16 protein-coding genes are annotated in these 21462 nt (G+C 73.0%); 5 read left to right on the plus strand and 11 right to left on the minus strand.

The window, feature by feature from the left end:
• Positions 1-30: 30 nt before the first annotated feature.
• From H297_RS0111620 to H297_RS44180, 3 genes are all read right to left on the minus strand, one after another.
• Positions 31-789, minus strand: a complete 759-nt coding sequence (locus H297_RS0111620) for an SseB family protein (RefSeq protein ID WP_027737183.1) — start codon at positions 787-789, stop codon at positions 31-33.
• A gap of 148 nt (positions 790-937) precedes the next feature.
• Complete coding sequence (mycP, locus tag H297_RS35885) at positions 938-2209, minus strand: type VII secretion-associated serine protease mycosin (RefSeq protein ID WP_051351754.1); 1272 nt, start codon at positions 2207-2209, stop codon at positions 938-940.
• Positions 2206-3840, minus strand: a complete 1635-nt coding sequence (locus tag H297_RS44180; RefSeq protein WP_486589479.1) for a hypothetical protein — start codon at positions 3838-3840, stop codon at positions 2206-2208. The genes mycP and H297_RS44180 overlap by 4 nt, the downstream gene beginning before the upstream one ends.
• Positions 3841-4120: 280 nt before the next feature.
• On the opposite strand from H297_RS44180, the gene H297_RS0111635 reads away from it, so the two are divergent.
• Positions 4121-5335 carry an amino acid deaminase/aldolase gene (locus H297_RS0111635; RefSeq protein WP_027737184.1) on the plus strand — a complete coding sequence of 405 codons (1215 nt, stop codon included), beginning with the start codon at positions 4121-4123 and terminating at the stop codon, positions 5333-5335.
• 111 nt (positions 5336-5446) lie between these two features.
• Here H297_RS0111635 and H297_RS0111640 read toward each other — a convergent pair whose 3' ends face one another.
• The 4 genes from H297_RS0111640 to H297_RS0111655 form a co-directional block, all read right to left on the minus strand.
• Positions 5447-6739 carry a haloacid dehalogenase-like hydrolase gene (locus tag H297_RS0111640; RefSeq protein WP_027737185.1) on the minus strand — a complete coding sequence of 431 codons (1293 nt, stop codon included), beginning with the start codon at positions 6737-6739 and terminating at the stop codon, positions 5447-5449.
• Between the two features lie 70 nt (positions 6740-6809).
• Positions 6810-7610, minus strand: a complete 801-nt coding sequence (locus tag H297_RS0111645) for a 3-oxoacyl-ACP reductase (RefSeq protein ID WP_486589480.1) — start codon at positions 7608-7610, stop codon at positions 6810-6812.
• Positions 7607-9010 (minus strand): aldehyde dehydrogenase family protein, encoded by a 1404-nt coding sequence (locus H297_RS0111650; RefSeq protein WP_027737187.1) that lies wholly within the window; start codon positions 9008-9010, stop codon positions 7607-7609. Before H297_RS0111650 ends, H297_RS0111645 begins: the two co-directional genes overlap by 4 nt.
• Positions 9011-9023: 13 nt before the next feature.
• Positions 9024-10391, minus strand: coding sequence for a glutamine synthetase family protein (locus H297_RS0111655; RefSeq protein ID WP_027737188.1), 1368 nt, complete (start codon positions 10389-10391; stop codon positions 9024-9026).
• A 71-nt stretch (positions 10392-10462) separates the two neighbouring features.
• Here H297_RS0111655 and H297_RS0111660 point away from each other — a divergent pair, with 71 nt between their 5' ends.
• The 3 genes from H297_RS0111660 to H297_RS0111670 all read left to right on the plus strand — a co-directional run bounded on the left by H297_RS0111660 (position 10463) and on the right by H297_RS0111670 (position 13650).
• On the plus strand, positions 10463-11194 hold the full coding sequence (locus H297_RS0111660; protein WP_027737189.1) for an FCD domain-containing protein: 732 nt from the start codon (positions 10463-10465) through the stop codon (positions 11192-11194).
• A 152-nt stretch (positions 11195-11346) separates the two neighbouring features.
• A complete protein-coding gene (eat, locus tag H297_RS0111665; RefSeq protein ID WP_027737190.1) occupies positions 11347-12837 on the plus strand; it encodes an ethanolamine permease in 1491 nt (496 codons plus the stop codon).
• A gap of 84 nt (positions 12838-12921) precedes the next feature.
• The gene (locus H297_RS0111670) at positions 12922-13650 is read left to right on the plus strand and encodes a gamma-glutamyl-gamma-aminobutyrate hydrolase family protein (protein ID WP_027737191.1); all 729 of its coding nucleotides are present in this window, start codon (positions 12922-12924) and stop codon (positions 13648-13650) included.
• Positions 13651-13730: 80 nt separating this feature from the next.
• On the opposite strand, the gene H297_RS0111675 is transcribed toward H297_RS0111670, so the two are convergent.
• On the minus strand, positions 13731-14459 hold the full coding sequence (locus H297_RS0111675) for a helical backbone metal receptor (protein WP_027737192.1): 729 nt from the start codon (positions 14457-14459) through the stop codon (positions 13731-13733).
• Positions 14460-14560: 101 nt separating this feature from the next.
• Here H297_RS0111675 and H297_RS0111680 point away from each other — a divergent pair, with 101 nt between their 5' ends.
• Complete coding sequence (locus tag H297_RS0111680; RefSeq protein WP_027737193.1) at positions 14561-15520, plus strand: TIGR03557 family F420-dependent LLM class oxidoreductase; 960 nt, start codon at positions 14561-14563, stop codon at positions 15518-15520.
• 30 nt (positions 15521-15550) lie between these two features.
• Here the strand turns inward: H297_RS0111680 and H297_RS0111685 are convergent, their stop codons facing one another.
• The 3 genes from H297_RS0111685 to H297_RS0111695 all read right to left on the minus strand — a co-directional run bounded on the left by H297_RS0111685 (position 15551) and on the right by H297_RS0111695 (position 21307).
• Positions 15551-17131 carry a TROVE domain-containing protein gene (locus tag H297_RS0111685; protein ID WP_027737194.1) on the minus strand — a complete coding sequence of 527 codons (1581 nt, stop codon included), beginning with the start codon at positions 17129-17131 and terminating at the stop codon, positions 15551-15553.
• 446 nt (positions 17132-17577) lie between these two features.
• Positions 17578-20193 (minus strand): ABC transporter permease/substrate binding protein, encoded by a 2616-nt coding sequence (locus H297_RS0111690; protein WP_027737195.1) that lies wholly within the window; start codon positions 20191-20193, stop codon positions 17578-17580.
• Positions 20186-21307 carry a glycine betaine/L-proline ABC transporter ATP-binding protein gene (locus H297_RS0111695; RefSeq protein ID WP_051351755.1) on the minus strand — a complete coding sequence of 374 codons (1122 nt, stop codon included), beginning with the start codon at positions 21305-21307 and terminating at the stop codon, positions 20186-20188. Before H297_RS0111695 ends, H297_RS0111690 begins: the two co-directional genes overlap by 8 nt.
• Positions 21308-21462: the final 155 nt, after the last annotated feature.

Genomic DNA, 21462 nt, shown 5'->3' on the forward strand with positions numbered 1-21462 from the left:
CGGCTCCCCGGACGCGTCCGGTGGCGGTGCTCAGGCCCGGTAGAACGCGTCCTCGGGCAGCGTGGTGCCGGGCGGCAGCAGCGCCAGATCGAGCCCTTTCACCAGCTGCGCCCGCAGCGTCTCATCGGCGGCGAGCACACCGGCCACCCGCCGCGCCACCTCGGTGGCCTCGGCTCCGCTTCCGGCGCCCGGCGCCAGGGCGAGGGCAAGGAGCCCGTCCCCCGTGCCGTCGCCGGGTGCCAGGTGCGCGCCGGCGATCCGGGGCTCGGCCGCGAGGACGGCGCGTACCGCCTCGGTCACCGCGGGGGCGTCCAGCGCGCGGGCGTGGACGCGCCCCTCGGCGAGCGCACGGAGCGACGGGCCGGTCAGTTCGTAGGTCACCGGACCGGCCAGGTCCAGCACCACGGTGTCGGCCTTCTCGTGGGCGGCGGCCTGGAGCGCCTGGGGCAGCGGGACGGCGACAGGGCGCGCGTCGGGCCGCCAGCGCGCGAGCGTCTCCGTACAGGTGAAGGCCGGCAGAGCGCGGCGACCCCCGGGCGCGTTGAGGGTGGGGACGGCCATCTCGCTGGTCTTGTCGCGGCGCAGCCCGTCCTCGCCGGTCTCGGCCTCGGTCAGCACGGCGACGACGGGCACGAGCAGCCGGGCGGCGCCGAGCGCCGCCAGGACGCGGGACTCGGCCGACGGCGCGTGGGGGTCGGCCTGCCAGGCCGCGAGGGCCTCGGCGAGCGCCGGATCCGCGGTGCCGTCGTCGTCGGCGAAGCCCGACCGGGGGATGTTCTTGAGCGCCACGCAGCGAGCCTATCCGGTGCCCGTAGGGCGGCCCGGCGCGGGCGGGCGGCTGATGGGGGCGGGAACAGAGCCGTCTGCGACGCGCACGCCGCCGAGGAGGCGGGCGTCGCCGCGGGGGAGCGGGCCGCCCGTGACGCCGCCTCCGTGCTCACGGGCCGCCCGGCGGACGCGACCCCTCCTCGGGCCGGCGGGCGTGCGGAACACCCGCCGTCAGGCCCCGCAGCCGCGCCGGCAGCCGCGGGGTGACACCCCGGTGTGCGGCGACGGCCGCGCCGACCAGCAGCGCGCCCACGACGGCCGCCGCCAGGGCGAACCAGTTGGGCCCCGCTCCGTCCCCGGGTTGTGCCGCGCCGAAGTACTCCTTGCCGTACTCGCCGACCCGCGGCCGCTGCTTCTGCGGCTCCACATGCGAGCCCATCTCGATGGCGGCCGCGGGGTCCACGAGGCCGGTGCCGACCGCGTCGCTGCGCCCGCCCTCGGGGGTGTTGCGCGCGGTGTCGGAGATCAGCTCCCTGATCTGTGCGGGGCTCAGGTCCGGGTGCGCGGCGCGGACCAGCGCGACGGCTCCCGAGGTGAAGGCCGCGGCGGCGCTGGTGCCCCAGCCCTGGTAGTAGCTGCGGTCGGGGTCGGCGATGAGGATGTCCTTGCCGGGTGCCGCCACGGTCGCGTACCAGCGGCGCGTGGAGAAGGAGGCGCGCGCCCCGTTGCGGTCGACGGCGGCCACCGCGATGACGCCCGGGTAGGCCGCCGGATAGGAGACGTGGTCGCCGTCCTCACCCCCGTTCCCCGCCGAGGCGACGAGGGACACGCCCTTGCTCAGGGCGTAGCGGACCGCGGCGTCCTCGCGCGCGTCGGGGTGTGCGGAGTCGCTGTCGTCCCCCAGGGAAAGGTTGATGACGTCCGCGCCGTGGTCGGTGGCCCAGCGGATGCCCTCGGCCAGTGCGGTGCCGCGCTCGTCCCGGGCCTTGGCACGCTGCGGGTCCTGGTCCTCCAGCAGGACGCGGACGGGCAGCACGCGGGCCTCCGGCGCGATGCCCAGCACGCCGTCCCGGTGGTCCTTGCCGTGGCCGTGTCCGGCGATGATGCCGGCCATCGCGGTGCCGTGCCGGGCCCAGGCCCGGTCGCCCTCGCTGGCGCCCATGCCGACCAGGTCCTTGCCGCGGACGACGTTCTTCGCCAGGTCGGGGTGGTGGGCGTCCACGCCGGTGTCCAGGACGGCGACGGTGACGCCCTGTCCCTTGGTGGTCTTCCACGCGGCCTTCGCGTCGAGCGCCCGCAGGGCCCACTCCTGGTGCTGCAGCCCCTCCCCCCGCGCGTGCGCGGTGCCGACGGTGAGCGGGGCGAGGGCCAACAGGCCGCACAGCGGGGCGACGAGGGTGCGCAGCAGGGCGCGGGCCGGGGAACGGGACGGGCGCTTCATCGGGACTCGTCCTTCGTCCGGTCGCGGTGCAGGGTCGCCTTGCGGAGCCGTTGTTCGACGCGGTCGGCGATGCCCTGCGCGTCGTGGCCGAGACCGCCCTGGGCGGCGGCCGAGGTCTCGCCCTTGCGGGTGGCGACCCCGGCCGGCTGCGGGTCGGTGACGACCCGGCCGTCGGCGAAGCCGGAGACGGACCAGACGACCACCGGCACGTCCTGCAGCACGTGCAGCGACCAGGTGGCGCGCTGGGCGTCGCCGAAGTCCGCGGCGACGGTGCCGCGTGCCGGGTACGGGCGCGGCATCAGGTCGGTGCGTTCGGTGAGGTTCTGAGCAGCGAACCGCTCGCGCAGGTCGCGCATGGCCGCCGGGCCCGACTTGGTGAACGTCAGGCCCACGGTGGTGACCCGGCTGGTCGTCTCGTCGGTGTAGGTGGCCCGCACCAGCCGGGCGCAGCCCACCGGGGCCAGCGCCTTGGCGAGCAGCGGGTCGAAGGCGCCGGTGCAGGTGCTGTCGGGAGCCACGGCGACCCGCGTCCAACGCCGGTCGGCACCGCCGGGGCCGGCGCCCTTCCCCTTCAGGGTGCGCGGGAACAGCTCGTTCACCGGGATCTCGTGCCAGGCCGCCCGGGCCCCGTCGAACCCCTGGGCGAGGGTGGGCCGTTGTTCGGTGTCCCCGCTCAGCAGCATGCCGGCACCCGCCCCGCCCAGCAGGCCCACGCCGAGCACCAGACACACCGCGGCGACGAGCGTGCGGGCGGTCAACGGCGTGTGGCGGCCGGGCCAGTGGGTCTCACGGGCAGCGTCGGGCGCCCCGGCGGGCGGGGGCGGAACCGTCGGTGCCGGGGGTACGGCACGGAAGGGTCCGGTGGACGGAGCAGGGTCGGCGGACGGAGCAGCGGGCACGCCGGTGGCGGGCGGGGCGGGCGGCCGGGGCGGTTCGGCGTGCGAGGTGAGGGGGGCGCCGGTGGGGGGAGCGGGCCGGGGCGACGGGGTGGGGGCCGGAGGACGGAGGGAGCGCGCGTGGTCTCGCGGGGCGGGCACGGGCACCCGCCCGGTGCGCTCCGTCTCCGTTTCCCTGGTGTTCTCCCGGGGCTGTGGCATGTGTGCGCTGGACTCGTCTTCCGGGATCGGCTCCGCGTCCGGTTCGCCGCCCGCCTCCTCCCCCGCCTCCGCACCGGCGGCACCCGCGGTGCGGGCGACGGCCCGGCCGGGCCCGGCGGCGCTGTCGCGGGACCGTTCACCGGTCTCCGCGACGCCGTCGGTCCGTTCGGCGCCACGGGGCTGCCCGGCCGCATCGGGCTGCCCGACGGCTGCGGGCGGCCCGGCGGCATCGATCTGCCCGGTGGTGTCGGCCTGTTCGGCGGGGGAGCCGCCCGGGGCGGCGGAGGTGCGGGTGGCGGTGGACGGTGGTGAGGCGGGGCGCGGGGGGACGCCCGGACGCGGGGGGACGGCAGGGCGGGGAGGGCTGGCCGGGGGCGCGGGGACGGACGGGGAGGGCAGTGTTCCGGACAGCCCGGTCGGCCCAGTCGGCCCGGACGCGTCGGCCGGAGCACGCGACGGGCGCGGCGGTGCAGGGGGCCGGGGCGGGGCGGCCGGGCGCTCGGGGATCGGGGCGCGCTCGGCATCGGTACTCATGTGCGCCCCCCTCCGTGCGTTGCCGACCCACACGAACGCTTGCCGAGCAGGCCGGTTCGCCGGGCCCCCAAGTGGCCTGTTGCCGCGTGCCGTCCCGTCACGGCGTGCGGCGTCACTCTACGGTGCGGACCTGTCAGGTGGGCAACCCGCCCGAGGCGCTGCCGGGCCCCAGGGGTGGGGGAACGCGCCGGTACCCGGCCTGGTGGCGACGGTGCGGGCGGGGGCGCGACGTGAGGGCACGGGGCTGTGCCCGGACGCGCGGCTCTGGCAAGCTGCGGGGGTGTTCGATTCGACTGCCGATCTCCCCGCCGACCGCGCACGGTACGACCGTGCGACCGCCCACCTGGACGCACCCCTCGCCCTGGTCGACCTGGAGGCGTTCGACGCCAACGCCGACGACCTGCTGCGCCGTGCGGGCGGCAAGCCGGTGCGGATCGCCAGCAAGTCGGTACGCTGCCGTGCCCTGTTGGAGCGGGCACTGGCCAAGGACGGCTTCCGCGGGGTGATGAGCTACACCCTCCCCGAGGCCCTGTGGCTGGCCCGGTCGGGTCTCACGGACATCCTGCTGGCCTACCCGTCGGCCGACCGCGCCGGCTACGCCGAACTGGCGGCCGACCCCAAGCTGGCCGCCGCGGTGACGGTGATGGTCGACGACCCGGCCCAGCTCGCGCTGATCGACGCGGCACGGGACGGGGGCCGCGAGGAGATCCGCGTCTGCCTCGAACTCGACACCTCGCTGCGCCTGCTGGGCGGCCGGGTCCGCGTCGGGGCCCGCCGCTCTCCGCTGCACTCCCCCGCCGACCTGGCCGACCTCGCCCGGCTCGTCCAGCGACGGCCCGGCTTCCGGCTGGTGGGGGTGATGGCCTACGAGGGGCACGTGGCGGGGGTGGGCGACGCCGTGCCCGGTGCAGCGCTGCGCTCGCGTGCCGTCCGGCTGATGCAGACGGCCGCCCGGCGGGAACTGGCCGTCCGCAGGTCCGCGGCGGTCCGCGCCGTCCGCGCGGTGGCTGACGACCTGGAGTTCGTGAACGGCGGCGGGACCGGCAGCGTGCAGCACACGGCGGCCGAGGAGGCCGTCACGGAGATCGCCGCCGGTTCGGGCCTGTTCGTGCCGCGTCTGTTCGACCACTTCACCTCGTTCACGGGCCGCCCGGCCGCCCTGTTCGCCGTGCCCGTGGTCCGCAGGCCGGGCGTGGGCGTGGTGACCGTGCTGGGCGGGGGGTACCCCGCCTCCGGAGTGGCGGGCCGCGACCGGTTGCCGCAGCCGTACCTTCCCGGCGGGCTCCGCTACGACCCCCAGGAGGGGCCCGGTGAGGTGCAGACGCCGCTGCTGGGGCAGCCCGCCGACGACCTGCTCATCGGGGACAAGGTGTGGTTCCGGCACGCCAAGTCGGGCGAACTGTGCGAGCGGTTCGACACCCTGCACCTGGTGGAGGGCGACCGGGTCACCCGGTCCGTACCGACGTACCGGGGCGAGGGCATGACGTTCCTGTGACGGCGCGCGCCGAGGCCCTGCCAGGTGTGGGAAACGTGCCGGGGGCGCCCCTTTTGCGGGGCGCCCCCGGCACGTCCGTCGGGCTCGGCGTCGAGCTTGCCGGCCGTGAGGTCAGGCGTCCTGCCCGTAGATGGTGTCCTTCTGGTCCGGGATGACGGAGCCGTCACCGCGGCGTACCGGGCCCAGCGAGCCGTCCGGGCGGGTGAAGCCCTCGGTGGAGCACGCGTACGGGTCCTTCTTGCGCGGCAGCGGCTCGATGAACATCGGGTTCACCGCCCAGCGCCCGTCGGCGTCGTCGTAGCCCCGGCACATGATCTCCGGCTTGTTCCGGTTGAGCACCAGGTGGGTGCCGGTGGCGTCGCCGACGAACGTCACGTCCGTGTCGGCGTCGCCGCCGCCGATCGCGATGCGGTGCCGCCAGTCCTGCTTGTGCCAGGCCCGCGGCCCCTTGATGCCGAAGATCTCCTGGTTGATGACGCAGCGCTTGCCGTCGATGTAGGGGATCTCCTCCCCCCTGCTGACGCCGGTGCCGCCGCAGCCCTCGGTCCTGGGGGTGATACGGCCGTGCTCGACGACGCTGCGGATGGCGAGGGTGTGGGCGCGGTCGATACCGACGCCGCTGGACCACTCCTCGGTCACCGGCTCGGATCCGGCGGAGACGATGTAGACGTCGAATCCGGCCCGCTGGAGGGTGCGGACAAGGTCCTTCTGCTGGGCGTAGTAGCGGCTGTAGCCCGGCAGGGTGTGGGTGCCGACCTTCTGCTCGCTGCCGATCGGCGCCGCCAGCGCCTCGTCGCGGGCCGCGCGGGCGTAGGAGCGCAGCTCGGCGACGGTGTGCCCGGCGAACAGCTGCGGAACCCAGGCGTACTCCGGAACGGTGCGCCGGTGGTTCCACTTCCCCTCGAACGCCTCCTGGCCTGCCATCGTCTCGGCCTCGCCGCGCACCTGGAGGATCTCGTCGGCGCAGTCGTCGTCGGTCGAGGTGGGCAGGGGGTGCCCGACCGGTGTGCCGGTGCCGCACGCCTCGGTGAGGGCGCGGTCGGCGGCGGGGGTGAGCCACTTGCTGGTGTCCGCCCAGTCCTTCGGGCGGAGGATCTTGTCGTGCTGGAGCGCCCAGGCGATGGTGGCGTCCGTCGAGTCGTTCTTGACGATGGTGTTGTCCCAGTCGAACGCGGCGACCGGCCGGTGGCTGCCGCCCCGCCAGTGCGCCGAGCAGGTGCCCCGCTCGTCGATGGTGCGCTGGAGCTTGGCGCGGTTGTCGCCGTGCCAGGGCAGTTTCGAGGAGAGCCGGGGGCAGTGGCGGCCCCCGCCGTGGTGGCCGTGGGCCTGGGCGGTGACGGGTGCGAGGCTCGCGGCGAGGGCCGCGGCCAGGGTGAGACCGGTCAGGACGGATCTGCTGCGCATGGGGCGCCCCTCCTGGGTTGTCGACGTTGACCACGTGCACGGTACAGCCACCGGGGCCGTTCGCCGCGCTCTACAGGGGTGTCACGTAGGCGCCGGCGATACCGCCGTCCACCAGGAACTCGGCGGCGTTGACGAAGGAGGCGTCGTCGCTGGCCAGGAACGCCACCGCGGAGGCGATCTCCTCCGGTTCGGCGAACCGCCCCACGGGGACGTGCACCAGGCGGCGCTGCGCCCGCTCGGGGTCCTTGGCGAACAGCTCCTTCAGCAGCGGCGTGTTCACCGGGCCGGGGCACAGGGCGTTCACCCGGATGCCCTCCCGGGCGAACTGCACGCCCAGTTCCCGGGACATGGCCAGCACCCCGCCCTTGGAGGCGGTGTAGCTGATCTGGGAGGTGGCGGCTCCCATGACGGCGACGAAGGAGGCCGTGTTGACGATGGAGCCGCGGCCCTGCGCCCGCATGTAGGGGAGCGCGGCCTTGCAGCACAGGTAGACGGACGTCAGGTTGACCTGCTGGACGCGCTGCCAGGCCTCCAGGCCGGTCTCCAGGATGGAGTCGTCGTCCGGCGGGGAGATGCCCGCGTTATTGAAGGCGACGTCCACGCTGCCGTAGGTCTCGTCGGCCCGCCGGAAGAGCGCCTCCACCTGCGCGGGGTCGGTGACGTCCGTCTGGACGAACAGTCCGCCGGTCTCCGTCGCGGCACTGCGCCCGCGTGCGGCGTCCACGTCGGCGCACACCACGTGTGCGCCCTCGGAGGCGAGGCGGCGGGCGGTGGCCAGACCGATGCCGCTGCCCGCTCCGGTGACGACGGCGGTACGCCCTACGAGGCGGCGGCACACGGCGGTCCGGTCGCTGGAGTCGGTCACGCTCACGGGCTCTCCTCGGTGCTGATGAAGACGTTCTTGGTCTCGGTGAAGGCGGCGAGCGCGCCGGGGCCGAGTTCACGGCCGAGGCCGGACTGCTTGTATCCGCCGAAGGGGGTGGAGTAGCGGACGCTGCTGTGCGAGTTGACCGACAGGTTCCCGGCGGCGACCGCCCGGCTGACGCGCAGGGCGCGGGCGCTGTCGCGGGTCCACAGGGAGCCCGAGAGGCCGTAGTCGGTGTCGTTGGCCAGCCGGACCGCCTCGGCCTCGTCGTCGAAGGGGAGGACGACGGCGACGGGACCGAACACCTCCTGCACACACGCGGGCGCTCCGGGCTCGCCCGCCAGCACGGTCGCCGGATACCAGTAGCCGGGCCCCTCGGGGACGCTGCCCCGGATGAGGGCGGGCGCGTCCTCGGGTACGTAGCCGCGGACGCGCTCGCGCTGCCGTGCGGAGATCAGGGGGCCCATGTCGGTGCTGCTGTCGGCCGGGTTGCCGGCCCGGAAGGAGAGGACGGCGGGTTCCAGCAGTTCCAGGAAGCGGTCGTGCACGCTGCGCTGGACCAGGATGCGGCTGCGGGCGCAGCAGTCCTGACCGGTGTTGTCGAGGAAGGAGCCGGGGGCGGCGGCCGCGGCGCGCTCCAGGTCGGCGTCGGCGAAGACGATGTTGGGGCTCTTGCCGCCGAGTTCGAGGGTCACCCGCTTCACGGAGGCGGCGCACCGGGCCATGATCTGTTTGCCGACGGCGGTCGAGCCGGTGAAGACGACCTTGGCGACGCGCGGGTGCTCGACCAGCGCCGTGCCGGTCACGGGGCCTTCGCCCGGCAGTACCTGGAAGAGCCCGTCGGGCAGGCCGGCCTCCAGCGCGAGCTCGGCCAGCCGCAGGGCGGTCAGCGGGGTGGTCTCCGCGGGTTTGAGGAGGACGGCGTTCCCCGCGGCCAGTGCGGGCGCGGTGCCCCAGGCGGCGATCGGCATGGGGAAGTTCCACGGGGCGATGACGGCGACGACGCCGAGCGGCTCGGCGAAGGTGAGGTCGACGCCCCCGGCGACGGGGATCTGCTGCCCGGTCAGCCGTTCGACGCCGCCCGCCGCGTAGTCGAGCAGGTCGCGGACGTTGCCGGCCTCCGAGCAGGCGTTGCACAGCGGATGCCCGGCCTCGCGGGTCTCCAGGACGGCCAGCTCCTCGATGTGGCTGTCCACGACGGCGGCGAAGCGGCGCAGCAGCCTGGCGCGGTCGGCGGGCGCCAGTGCGGCCCAGGACGTCTGAGCGGCCCCGGCCCGGGCGACCGCGAGATCGACCTCCTCGGGGAGGGTGGCGGGAACGGTGGTGATCAGCTCCTCCGTCGCCGGGTTGACGATCTCCAGCTCCTCCGCCGGCGGCCCGGTGCGGTCCTGTGTCTGGTGATGCACTGCGGTGAGGTCCTCACATGCGTTCGAAGGAGCGGTAGCGCTCCCAGTCCGTCACGGCCGTGTCGAAGGCCCGCTGCTCGACGCGGGCCATGTTCAGGTAGTGGTCCACGACGTCGGCGCCGAAGGCCTCCCGGGCCAGGCTGCTGTCCTGCCACAGCTCGGCGGCCTCGCGCAGGGTGGCGGGCACGTGCGCGACATTCTGGGTGTAGGCGTTGCCGGTGCAGGCGTCGGGCAGTTCCAGCGCGTTGTCGATGCCGTGCAGTCCGGCGGCGATCATCCCGGCGACGGCCAGGTAGGGGTTGACGTCGCCGCCGGGGACGCGGTTCTCCAGCCGGTGACCGCTGCCGTGGCCGACGACGCGGAGGGCGCAGGTGCGGTTGTCGGGCCCCCAGGCGACGGCGGTCGGCGCGAAGGACCCGGGCTGGAACCGCTTGTAGGAGTTGATGTTCGGCGCGTACAGCAGGGTGAACTCGCGCAGCGCGGCCAGCTGTCCGGCCAGGAAGTGCCGCATGAGGCGGGACATCCCGTGGGCGCCCTGCTCGTCGGCGAGGACGGCACCACCGTTCTCGTCGCGCAGCGAGAGATGGATGTGGCAGGAGTTGCCCTCGCGTTCGTCGTACTTGGCCATGAAGGTGAGGGCGCGGCCCTCCTGGGCGGCGATCTCCTTGGCGCCGGTCTTGTAGACGACGTGCTGGTCGCAGGTGGTGAGCGCGTCGGCGTAGCGGAAGGCGATCTCGTGCTGCCCCAGGTTGCACTCGCCCTTGGCCGACTCGACGACCATCCCGGCCTGGGCCATCTCGTTCCGTATCCGCCGCAGCAGGGGCTCCACCCGTCCGGTGCCGAGGACGGAGTAGTCGACGTTGTACTGGTTGGCGGGGGTCAGCCCGCGGTAGGCGCCGTCCCAGGCCTGCTCGTAGGTGTCGTTGAAGACCATGAACTCCAGCTCGGTGCCCGCGTACGCGGACCAGCCGCGCTCGGCGAGGCGGTCGAGCTGGCGCTGGAGGATCTGCCGGGGCGAGGCGGCCACGGGCGTGCCGTCGAGCCAGGCCAGGTCGGCGGTCAGCAGTGCGGTGCCGGGGTTCCAGGGGATGCGCCGCAGGGTGGCGGTGTCACCGTGCATGGCGAAGTCGCCGTAGCCGCGCTCCCAGGAGGCCATGGCGTAGCCGTCGACGGTGTTGAGGTCGACGTCGACGGCGAGCAGGTAGTTGCAGCCCTCGCTGCCGCCGTCCAGGACGTGCTCCAGGAAGTAGGGGGCGGCGAACCGCTTCCCCGTCAGGCGGCCCTGCATGTCGGTGAAGGCCAGGACGACGGTGTCGATCTCGCCCCGCTCGACGTGTTGACGCAACGCGTCGAGGGCCAGGGGTGGTGTGCGGTCTGCCACGAGGGGCCTCCTGTCGGATCCGCGGACGCCATAAGGTAGTCACGGAAACCATTGAAACGGAAGAGGGTTCCATGCCTTCCACACCGCGGGACGACAGGCTGGCCACAGTGCTGCGCACGGTACGCGCGGGCAACGGGTTCGAGGAGGCACTGGAGCAGATACTCCAGATCGTGCGGCTCGGCCTGGTCGCGGAGGGGGACCGGCTGCCCGCCGAGCGGGAGTTGGCCGAACGGCTGGGCATCAGCCGCGTCACGCTCCGCGAGGTGCTCAGGGTGCTGGCCGAGCAGGGCGTGGTGGCCAGCAGGCGCGGACGGTACGGCGGCACCTTCGTCCTGCCCCGGCCCCCGGCCGGCGAGGGCGGCACGGGCTCCTCACGGGTACGGGGCCGGGACGCCGACCTGGCGGACACCCTTCTCTTCCGCGAGGTGCTGGAGACCGGCGCGTCCGAACTGTGTGCCACGCGCGGGCTGTCCGACACGCAGGCGGCCACCCTGCGCGAGGCCCTGGACGCCACCCGCCAGGCGGCACTCGGCGACTACCGGCGGCACGACACCCTCTTCCACCTCACCCTGGTCGAGCTGGCCGGGTCCCCCTCGCTGACCGCGCAGTACGCCGCCGTACGGGCCACCCTCAACGAGCTGCTGGGCCGCATCCCGCTGCTGGTACGGAACCTGGAGCACGCCCAGCAGCAGCACGCCGCGCTGGTGGCCGCCGTGCTGGAGGGGGACGGAGAGGGGGCGCGAGCGGTCGCCCGTGAGCACTGCGCGGGGACGGCGTCGCTGCTGCGGGGCTTCCTGGCGTGAGGGCTTTGCCGGTGCGCGGGGCGCGAGGTGTCCCGTACGCCCCGGAACGCGGCGCGCCGTTACAGCTCGTTCACGCACAAGGGTTGCGCGGGACCACGCCGGGCCACAAAGGTATGCCAGCACACCAATAGCCGACGGCGGGAGTGTGGCACATGACCGAGCAGTCTGCGTCCCCGGCGGACCCCGCGCGCGGCGGACCCCCGGCGGACCCCGCCGGGGCGTCCCGGCCGGATCCGGACGCCGCCTACCTGGAACGCCGCACGCTGCGCCGCGGCAGCGCGGGCCCGCTGCTGCTGACCGGACTCGGCGTCGCCTACGTGGTCTCCGGCGACTACTCCGGGTGGAACGCGGGCCTGGCCGAGGGCGGCTTCGGCGGACTCGCCGTCGCCGCCGCCCTGATGGGCCTGATGTACACCTGCATGGTCTTCGCGCTGGCCGAACTGTCCGCCGTCCTGCCCACCGCGGGCGGCGGCTACGGCTTCGCACGCCGCGCCCTGGGCCCCTGGGGCGGCTTCCTGACGGGCACCGCCATCCTCGTGGAGTACGTACTCGCCCCGGCGGCCATCGTCTGCTTCATCGGCGACTACGTCGCCTCGCTGGGCCTGTTCGGGCTGGAGTCCGGCTGGCCCGTCTACCTGGTCTGCTTCGCCCTGTTCATCGGGATCCACCTGTGGGGCGTCGGTGAGGCGCTGCGCTTCTCCCTCGTCGTCACCGCGATCGCCGTCGCCGCGCTGCTGGTCTTCGTCGTCGGCGCCCTGACCGACTTCCACACCAGCGGGCTGAACGACATCCCCGTCGACCGGGACGCCGTGGGCGCCGGCTCGTGGCTGCCGTTCGGACTGCTGGGGATCTGGGCGGCGTTCCCGTTCGGCATGTGGTTCTTCCTCGGCGTGGAGGGCGTGCCGCTGGCGGCCGAGGAGACCCGCGACCCTGCGCGTACACTGCCGAAGGCGATGGCCTCCTCCATGGGCATCCTGCTGCTGCTCGCCCTGTTCACCTTCGTCGCCGCCACCGGGGCACGCGGCTCGGCCGCCATCCAGGACGTCGGCAATCCGCTGGTCGAGGCCCTGCAGCCGGACGGAAGGGCGACCGTGCTCTCCCGCATCGTCAACTACGCGGGACTCGCCGGGCTGGTGGCCTCGTTCTTCTCCCTCATCTTCGCCGGCTCCCGCCAGTTGTTCGCCCTCTCCCGCGCCGGTTACCTGCCCCGGTTCCTCTCCCTCACCAACCGCCGCAAGTCGCCCCATCTCGGGCTGCTGCTGCCGGGCGCCCTGGGGTTCGCGCTGGCCGCCGGCAGCGGGGACGGCGCCACGATGCTCAACATCGCCGTCTTCGGCGCCACCATCTCCTACGCCCTGATGTCCCTCTCCCACATCGTGCTGCGCCGGCGCGAGCCGCACCTGGAGCGCCCGTACCGCACCCCGGGCGGTGTTCTCACCTCGTCCGTCGCCTTCGTCCTGGCACTGGCCGCCCTGGTCGCCACCTTCCTCGTCGACGAACAGGCCGCGCTGATCGCCCTGGCGGTGTACGCGGTGGCGCTCGCCTACTTCGCCCTCTACAGCCGTCACCGCCTGGTCGCGGCGGCCCCGGAGGAGGAGTTCGCGGCGCTGGCGAAGGCGGAGGAGGAGCTGCGCAACTCCTAGGTTGGCAGGGCGGCCCGGCCACCGGTGCACCCGGCGCCCCGCCGCACCCGCAACGCACCGCAGGCGCACCCCGCAGGAGCAACCGTGACACCGCCCCTCATCGGCATCACCACCTATCTGGAACCCTCGGCCCGCTGGGGCGACTGGCACCTGCCGACGGCCCTGCTGCCCGCGGGCTACCACCGCATGGCCCAGCGTGCGGGCGCCCGTACGGTCCTGCTCCCGCCGGACGAGGACCCCGCGGCCGTCGCCGACATGCTCCGCCGCCTGGACGGCCTCGTCACCGCCGGCGGCCCCGACCTGGATCCGGCCGTGTACCGGGCGTCCAGGGACCCGCGGACGGGCCCGGCCTACCCCGAACGGGACGCGTGGGAGTGCGCGCTGACCCGCGCCGCGCTGGAGCGGGGAGTACCGCTGCTCGCCGTCTGCCGGGGCATGCAGGTGCTGAACGCGGCCCTGGGCGGCACTCTCGTCCAGCACCTGCCCACCACGGACGCCCACCGGGGGGCCCGGGGCGTGTTCGGGACCCACGACGTCGCCCCCGTCCCCGGCACGCTGCTCGCCGAGGTACTCGGGCACGAGGCGGCCGTCTCGGTGCCGACCTACCACCACCAGGCGGTGGACGCGCTGGGCACCGGGCTGCTCCCCAGCGCGTTCGCCACCGGCGACGGCACCGTCGAAGCCCTCGAACTACCGGACGCCGACGGCTTCGTGCTCGGCGTCCAGTGGCACCCGGAGGCGGGCGAGGACCTGCGGCTGATGGGGGCCCTCGTGGCGGCCGCCCGGACCCGGCGGGCCGGCCTCGGAAGCTGACGGGGGGCGCTACCCGCCACGCCCTCCCGGTGCGGCCACGACCGGGCGGGGCGCGAGCGGGTGTGACACCGGCGGGCTCGTCAGCGCAGTGCCGTGCGCAACGCCGCGCCGAGGACCTGCGGGGCCTCCACCAACGAGGGCCCGTACCAGGTCAGATGACGGCCGTCGACCAGCGCGGCGGGCGTGGCCGGGAAGGCCTCGGGGCCGTCCTCGGCCGTGAACCGGTACGGCTCGTCGGGCAGCACCACCACCTCGGCGCGGCCGGGCGCCGCCAGCTGTGCCAAGGGGATGCGCGGGTAGCGCTCGGCGTGCCCGGCGTAGACGTTGCGCACCCCCAAATGTGCCAGCAGGTCGCCCGCGAAGGTGTCCCGGCCCAGCACCATCCAGGGCCGGCGCCAGACCGGGACGAGGGCCCGTACGTCGAACTCGGCGCGGGCCCCGGCCCAGGCACTGCGCGCCTCGTCCAGCCAGGCGGGCCGCGGCAGCCCGCAGCCGCTGGTCAGCACCCGGTGGAGTTCGCCGAACCCCTCCTCCAAGGAGCGCACCGTCGTCACCATGACCCGCAGCCCCGCCGCGCGCAGGGCCCGCAGGTCCTCGGGGCGGTTCTCCTCCTCGTTCGCCAGCACGAGGTCGGGAGCCAGCGCGATCACGGCCGCCACGTCCGGGTTCTTGGTGCCCCGCACCCGGGTGACCGCAAGCTCCGCGGGGTGGGAACACCAGTCGGTGGCGCCGACGAGGAGTTCGGGGGCGCTCGCCGCGACCGCCTCGGTGAGGGAGGGCACGAGGGAGACCACGGACCGGCACGTCATGCGGGCCACCCTACGGTGGCGCCGTCACGGGCACACTGCGCAGGGAGGTGACGAAACGGCAGATTCGTTTCACAGCGGGAGGAAACGGTACTCCTTCCTGCATGGTCAGCATCGGATACTTTCTTGCGTGCGAGGAGTTCGGGCCGCGCGAGCTGGTCCGCCAGGCCCGGATGGCCGAGGAGGCCGGCTTCCAGCGGCTGTGGATCTCCGACCACTTCCACCCCTGGATGGACGCGCAGGGCCACAGCCCCTTCGTGTGGTCGGTGATCGGCGCCCTCTCCGAGGCCACCTCGTTGCCGGTGGGCACGGCGGTCACCTGCCCCACCTTCCGGATGCACCCGGCCGTCGTCGCGCATGCGGCAGCGACCGCCGCCGTGCAGCTGGAGGGCCGCTTCACCCTGGGCGTCGGCTCCGGCGAGGGCCTCAACGAGCACATCCTCGGCCAGCACTGGCCGCCCCCGGGTGAGCGGCTGGCCCGGCTGGAGGAGGCCGTCGGCATCATCCGCCGGCTGCACACCGGCAAGCGCACCACCCATCACGGGACCTACTACCGGGTGGACGACGCCCGTCTCTACACGGTGCCCGACCAGCCGGTGCCGATCTCCGTCTCCGCGTTCGGGCCCAGGGCGGTGGACATCGCCGCCCGCATCGGCGACGCGTTCTGCACGGCCTCCCCCGACGGCGACCTGGTCGAGCGGTACCGCACCGCGGGCGGCGGGACGCGTCCCGTACAGGGCGGCATGAAGGTGTGCTGGGCGCCCAGCGCTCAGGACGGGCTCGACCAGGCGCACCGCCTGTGGGCCAACGAACTGCTGCCGGGTCAGCTCCCCTCCACGCTGACCCGGCAGAAGGACTTCGCCGCCGCCGCGGCTCTGGTGCCCCGCGAGGACGTCGCCGCGCAGATGGTGTGCGGGCCCGACATGGAGCAGCACCGGAACCGGGTGCAGCGCTACGCCGACGCGGGGTTCGACGAGGTGTACGTGCAGCAGATCGGCTCCCGGCACGAGGAGTTCTTCCGCGCCTACGCCGACGAGGTGCTGCCGGCCTTCCACGGCAGGTGAGCCGGGCGCCCGCCCGGTGCGGGCGCCCGCTCAGCCGTGCTCCCACGGCCACACCGCCGACTCGCCCCGAGCCAGCAGCGCCATCATGGTGAACAGCTTGTCCGAGAAGCCGCCGATCTCGAAGCGGTTGCGCCGCGTCGTGTCCAGCGCGGCGGGCGCGTAGCCGCTGGTGTTGACCGCGAACACCGGGACGGTGGCCGGCACCGCCTCGGAGACCGAGACGCCGCGGGCCTCGTTGCCCGGGTGGCGGAACGCCTGCATGTCGGAGACGATCACCACCCGGTCGTGCCCGTCGTAGGTGGCGCGCAGGGCGGCCACCGTCTCGGTGCCGTAGCCGACCTCTCCCAGCCGCGCGGAGAACGCCTCCACGGCCCGGAGCACCGAACCGCCGGCCGGCAGCTCGTGCCGGAAGTGACCGCTGGCGAACCCGTGCATCTCCACCTGCTCGCCGCGGCGGGCGAGTGTCGCTCCGACGAGCGCGCCGATGTCGGCATGCGTGACCGTGGAGCGCGCCGAGACGGCGCCCTGCATGGAGCCGGAGGCATCGACGAGCAGCAGGGTGCGGCCGGGCAGCGCGGGGACGTTGGCGGTGGCGGCGGCGAGCGCCTTCTCCAGCGCGTGTGCCCAGCGCAGCGACGGCGCGGCCCGGTAGGCGGACAGGAAGCGGTACGGGAACTGCCGCGCGCGGGCGATCTGCTCGGGGTCGGCGAGCCGGTCGAGCACCTGCTGGACGGCCTCGTCCGAGACCCCCGCACGGTCGAGGTTGCGCAGGTTGCGCAGCTGTGCCATCAGGCCCATCGACGGCAGCACGGCCTCCCAGGCCGCGGCGTCCATCGGGCTCTGGAGCCAGCCGGCCAGCGCCTCCCAGGTCATGCCGGCCCGGGCGAGGACCTGCGAGCCCTCGGGCCGGGTGAGCACGGACCGCCGGTCGGCGGCGGGCAGGGCCGTCAGCTCGGCGCGGGCCCGGACGGTCGGCAGCGCCTCGGGCACCTGCTCGCCGCGGCCGTGCCGCCGGTCGAGCGCGTGGCGGAACAGCTCGCCCTGCCACGGCTTGTCGGGGTCCGGCGCCGCGTGGGTCAGTTCGAGGACGTCGCCGAAACGGAAGGCGTGGCTGTCGGTGTCGTACTTCAGCAGCGCCTTCTCGGTGTAGAGCCGCCGGACCGCGTCGGCCAGACCCCGCTTGACGGGCTTGGGCACGGTACGGCCGAAGGCCGCGGTCCAGTAGGCGAGGAACTCGCCCGGCTCGTCGGCGCGCCGGCAGGCGGCGGCGACGATGGCGCGGTTGTGACCGTGCTCGCGACCGGACAGCCGGGCCCGTACGGCGTGCGCGGCGGCGACCAGCGAGGCGGAGCGCATCTGCGCCCCGTCGCGCAGCCAGCCCACGAAGCGGGTGGTCCAGGCGCCGTCCTCGACGGCGACGGTGCGCACCAGATCGGCGTACCGGTCGTCGCGGTCCCCGGCCGACTCGTAGAAGGTGTGCTCCCCGACCATGTTGACGACGGCCAGCAGCACCAGTTCGGTCCTGGCGTCCCGCACGTACGCCCTGCCGCCCTCGTGGGTGACGGTCGGCGCGGTGCGCGCGGGCGTGGGCGGGCGGTTGAACTTGCTCATGATTCCCCCGAATCGAATGCGCCGCATCGGCGTGAGCCGGTGAACGGCATCCGACGGGATCCGGCACGCGTACGGCGCACAGGGGGGAAGGCGCCCGAGGACAGGAGTCGGCGGCGGTCCTGTTCAAGGAGAGTGAAGCAACCGTCGCCTGCGCACCGGGCGCTCCCCCGGTGTGCCGAGCGCGCCTCCCGAGATCGGATGCGACGACGGTGTCAGGAGTCGAACCTGTTGCATCCGCCGAAGGAGTAACCGTCGTCTGCGCACCGGGAGGTGCGTTCGTTCACGTCTACGACGGTAGGGCGTGCCGCCCGGCGCGTCATGCGAATATCCCCGCCCCGCACGGACCGCGCCCGTGCCGCAGCGACGAAGCGGCCCCGCCCCCACGCGGTACGACACGTGGGGGCGGGGCCGCTCGATGAAGGCGTTGCCTCAGCAGCGGGCGCCGGTCACTTGACCGGGGCCAGCTTGTCCTCCAGGCCGGGGTGCTTGTCCAGCCACTTGCGGGCGGACTCCTTCTCCTTGCCCTTGCCACCGCTCTGGATGGCGGCCTCCAGGGAGCCGAGGTCGTCCTCGGACATCTTGAAGTCCTTCAGCCAGCCGTACAGCTCCGGAAGTTCCTTCTTGAGGTCCTTCTTGCCGGTGACGTGGATGCGGTCGCCCTTGCCCCAGGAACCCTTGGGGTCCTTGAGCTTCTTCATCGGGTACTTGCTGTAGACCCAGTGCGGGGACCAGGTGGTCGCCACGACCGGCTTCTTCTGCTTCACCGAACGGTCGATCTCCGAGATCATCGAGGAGGTGCTGGAGGAGACGACCTTGTACTCCTTGTCCAGGCCGTAGTCCTTGAGCACCTTCTTGAGGATCTTCATCTCGCCGGCGCTCGACTCGATACCGGTGATCTTCCCGCCGAACTCGTCGCTCTTGCCCTTGAGGTCTTCCAGGGAGTCGATGCCCTTGACGTACTTGGGCACGGACAGCTCCAGCGACGTGGGGCCGTACCAGGCGCCGACATCGGTGAGGCGGTCCTTGTACTTGCGCCAGTACTGCTCATGGGTGGTCGGCAGCCAGCCGTCCGTCTGGAAGTCCATCTGCCCCTGAGCCAGGGCCGTGTAGAGCGGGCCCGGGTCCAGCTGCTTGACGTTCGGCTTGTAGCCGCGGTCCTCCAGGATGTTCTGCCACAGGTACGTCGTGGCGATGGCCTCGTCCCAGGGGAAGTAGCCCATCTGCACGGGCTTGCCCGCGTCCTTGCCCTGCTTCTTCTTGCCGCCGGGCACCGGAGCCATCTTGTCGACGAGTCCGGGGTTCTTCTTCAGCCAGTCCTTGACGGCCTGCTGCTCCTGGCCCTTGGCACCGCCCTGGATCTTGTCCTCCAGGGAGGTGAGCTGCTTCTCCGAGAGGTGGAAGTTCTTCAGCCAGCTCGCCACGGTCGGGTTGTCCTTGGCGAAGCCCTTGCGGGCGACGTTGTAGAGCTTCTCACCCTTGCCGAAGGAGCCCTTGGGGTCCTTGAGCTTGGTCAGGTCGTACGCGTTGTAGGCCCAGTGCGGGGACCACAGGGTGACGGCGACCGGCTCCTTCTTGCGGATGGAGCTCTTGAGCTCGGAGAGCATCGAGGACGTGCTGGAGGAGACGACCTTGTACTCGCCCTCCAGCCCGTAGTCCTTGAGGACCTTGTCCTTGAGGATCTTCATCTCGCCGGCGCTCGACTCGATGCCGATGATCTTGCCGTCGAACTTCTTGCCCTTCCCCTTCAGATCCGCCAGGGACTTGACGCCCTTGACGTAGCTGGGGACGGTCAGCTCCAGCGAGGTGGGGCCGTACCAGGCGCCGAGCTTCTCCATCTTGGAGCCGTACTTGTCCCAGTACTGCTTGTGCGTGGTGGGCAGCCAGGCGTCCGTCTGGAAGTCGGTCTGGCCCTGCGCGAGGGAGGTGTAGAGCGGGCCGGCGTCCAACTGCTTCAGGTTGGGCTTGTAGCCGCGCTGCTCCAGCACCTCCTTCCACAGGTAGGAGGTGGCGATGCCCTCGTCCCAGGGGATGTAGCCCATGTTGAGCTTCTGCCCCTTGCCGACGTCCGTACCGCCGGAGGCCTCCGCGTCGGAACCGGAGCCCGCGATGTTCATGCCGCCCGCGACCAGCGCGAGGACGACGACGCCGCTGAGCGCGACGACGGTGCCCGGACGGTACCGGGCGAAGCGCATCCGGCCCATCATGGCGGCGGCCTTGGCCGCGGCACGGCGGCCCAGCGGCGAGACCCGCACGTTGAGGGCGCCGGTCATCCGGTCCAGGTACATGGCCAGGATGACGACGGCCACACCGGACTCGACACCGAGGCCGATCTGGACCTGGGTGACCGCGGCGTAGACCCGCTCACCGAGGCCGGGCGCGCCCGCCATACCCGCGATGACGACCATGGAGAGGGCGAGCATGATGACCTGGTTGACACCGGCCATGATCGTCGGCAGCGCCAACGGGAACTGCACCCGGGTGAGGGTGTGCTTGGGGGTGGTGCCGAACGCCTCGGCGGCCTCCACCAGCTCGCCGTCGACCTGCCGGATGCCCAGTTCGGTCATGCGGACGCCGGGCGGCATCGAGAAGATGATCGTCGCCAGCAGACCCGGGGTCGTACCGACGGAGAAGAACATCACGCCGGGGATGAGGTAGACGAAGGCGGGCATCGTCTGCATCACGTCGAGCACCGGGCGCACGGCGGCGCTGACGCTGTTGCTGCGCGCCGCCCAGATACCGGAGGGCACCGCGATCACCAGGGTGATGACCGCGGCGGCCAGGACGAGCGACAGCGTGTCCATCGCGTCGCCCCACAGGCCGAACGAGTCGATCAACGCCAGGCCGACGAAGGCGATGACCCCCGCGGCCAGCCCGCGCAGCCAGAAGGCGATGACGGCGAAGATGCCGGCCATCAGCAGCGGCTCGCCGCCGCCCAGGACCGCGTGGATCCCGTCGTAGAGCCCGGTCAGGACCGTGTTGATGAAGTCGAAGAGCCAGCCGAGGTGCGTCTGGAGCCAGGCAACGGCGTCCTCGACCCAGTTGCCGGGGTGGAACTCAGGCACGTGCGCTCACCCCGGCGTCCTTACCGGCCTTCGCATCCCCGTCGCCCTTGGCGGACGGCGCGGCGACGGCTTCTTCCACCTGGGGCTCCTCGGCCAGCGCGGCCAGCAGCCGCTCCCGGTCGACGACACCCACGGGGGTGCCCGAGGCGTCCGTGACGATCATCGCGTCCTCGCTGGTGGAGAACGGGGTGAACAGCTCGGCGAGCGGGGTCTCGGCCGTGACGGTCGCCGCCTTGGCGGACCCGCTGCCGGCGGCGGCCGCGTCGGTCCGGGCGTCCTCCATGATCGACCCGGCGGTCAGCACCCGCGAGCGGTCGACGTCCTGGATGAAGGAGGCGACGTAGTCGGTGGCCGGGCGCACCAGGATGTCCTCGGCGGTGCCGATCTGGACGATCTGCCCGTCGCGCATCACGGCGATGCGGTCACCCAGGCGCATGGCCTCGTTGAGGTCGTGGGTGATGAAGACGATGGTCTTCTTCAGCTTCTTCTGAAGATCCAGGAGCTGGTCCTGCATGTCCCGGCGGATCAGCGGGTCCAGCGCGCTGAACGACTCGTCCATCAGGAGCAGGTCGGCGTCGGTGGCCAGCGCGCGGGCGAGACCCACGCGCTGCTGCATGCCGCCGGACAGCTCGTCGGGCCAGGAGTTCTCCCAGCCCTTGAGGCCGGCCAGCTCCAGCGCCTCGGTGGCACGCTTGTCGCGCTCCTCGCGCGGGACGCCCTGGACCTCCAGGCCGTAGGCGGCGTTCTCCAGCACGCTGCGGTGGGGGAAGAGCGCGAAGTGCTGGAACACCATGCTGATCTTGTGGGCGCGTACCTCGCGCAGCTCGCGCGCAGGGAGCGCGGTCACGTCCTCACCGTCGAACAGGACCCGACCCGCGGTGGGCTCGAGGAGGCCGTTGAGCATCCGCAGCAGCGTGGACTTGCCGGACCCGGACAGGCCCATGACCACGAATATCTGCCCCTCTTCGACCTCGAAGGAGGCATCGATCACGGCCGCGGTCGTGCCCTGGGCACGCAGTTCCTCACGGTCCGTGCCGGCTTCCAGCCGGGCTACTGCCTGGTCCGCTCTCCTCCCGAACACTTTGTACAGGTGCTCGGCTCTCAGCCTGGACACATTCACCTTCTTGTCTTGACAACAGGTACCGGCATTCCCCCACGCTCGGCTTGAGCGGGCGTAAATCGCTCCAAACGGTGCACACCGGAAAGATGCACCATACACGAAGGCCTTGCCAGGGTGCTCCTGCTCAAAGTTTCCAGTTCCAAACCGGC

The sequence above is a fragment of the Streptomyces sp. CNT360 genome (genome assembly GCF_000424785.1).

What these genes read in the sequence shown, in the direction of transcription:
- eat (WP_027737190.1), top strand. Translation starts at nt 11,347, where the DNA reads ATGACCGAGCAGTCTGCGTCCCCGGCGGACCCCGCGCGCGGCGGACCC.
- mycP (WP_051351754.1), bottom strand. Translation starts at nt 2,209, where the DNA reads ATGAAGCGCCCGTCCCGTTCCCCGGCCCGCGCCCTGCTGCGCACCCTC.
- H297_RS0111680 (WP_027737193.1), top strand. Translation starts at nt 14,561, where the DNA reads ATGGTCAGCATCGGATACTTTCTTGCGTGCGAGGAGTTCGGGCCGCGC.
- H297_RS0111675 (WP_027737192.1), bottom strand. Translation starts at nt 14,459, where the DNA reads ATGACGTGCCGGTCCGTGGTCTCCCTCGTGCCCTCCCTCACCGAGGCG.
- H297_RS0111685 (WP_027737194.1), bottom strand. Translation starts at nt 17,131, where the DNA reads ATGAGCAAGTTCAACCGCCCGCCCACGCCCGCGCGCACCGCGCCGACC.
- H297_RS44180 (WP_486589479.1), bottom strand. Translation starts at nt 3,840, where the DNA reads ATGAGTACCGATGCCGAGCGCGCCCCGATCCCCGAGCGCCCGGCCGCC.
- H297_RS0111660 (WP_027737189.1), top strand. Translation starts at nt 10,463, where the DNA reads ATGCCTTCCACACCGCGGGACGACAGGCTGGCCACAGTGCTGCGCACG.
- H297_RS0111640 (WP_027737185.1), bottom strand. Translation starts at nt 6,739, where the DNA reads ATGCGCAGCAGATCCGTCCTGACCGGTCTCACCCTGGCCGCGGCCCTC.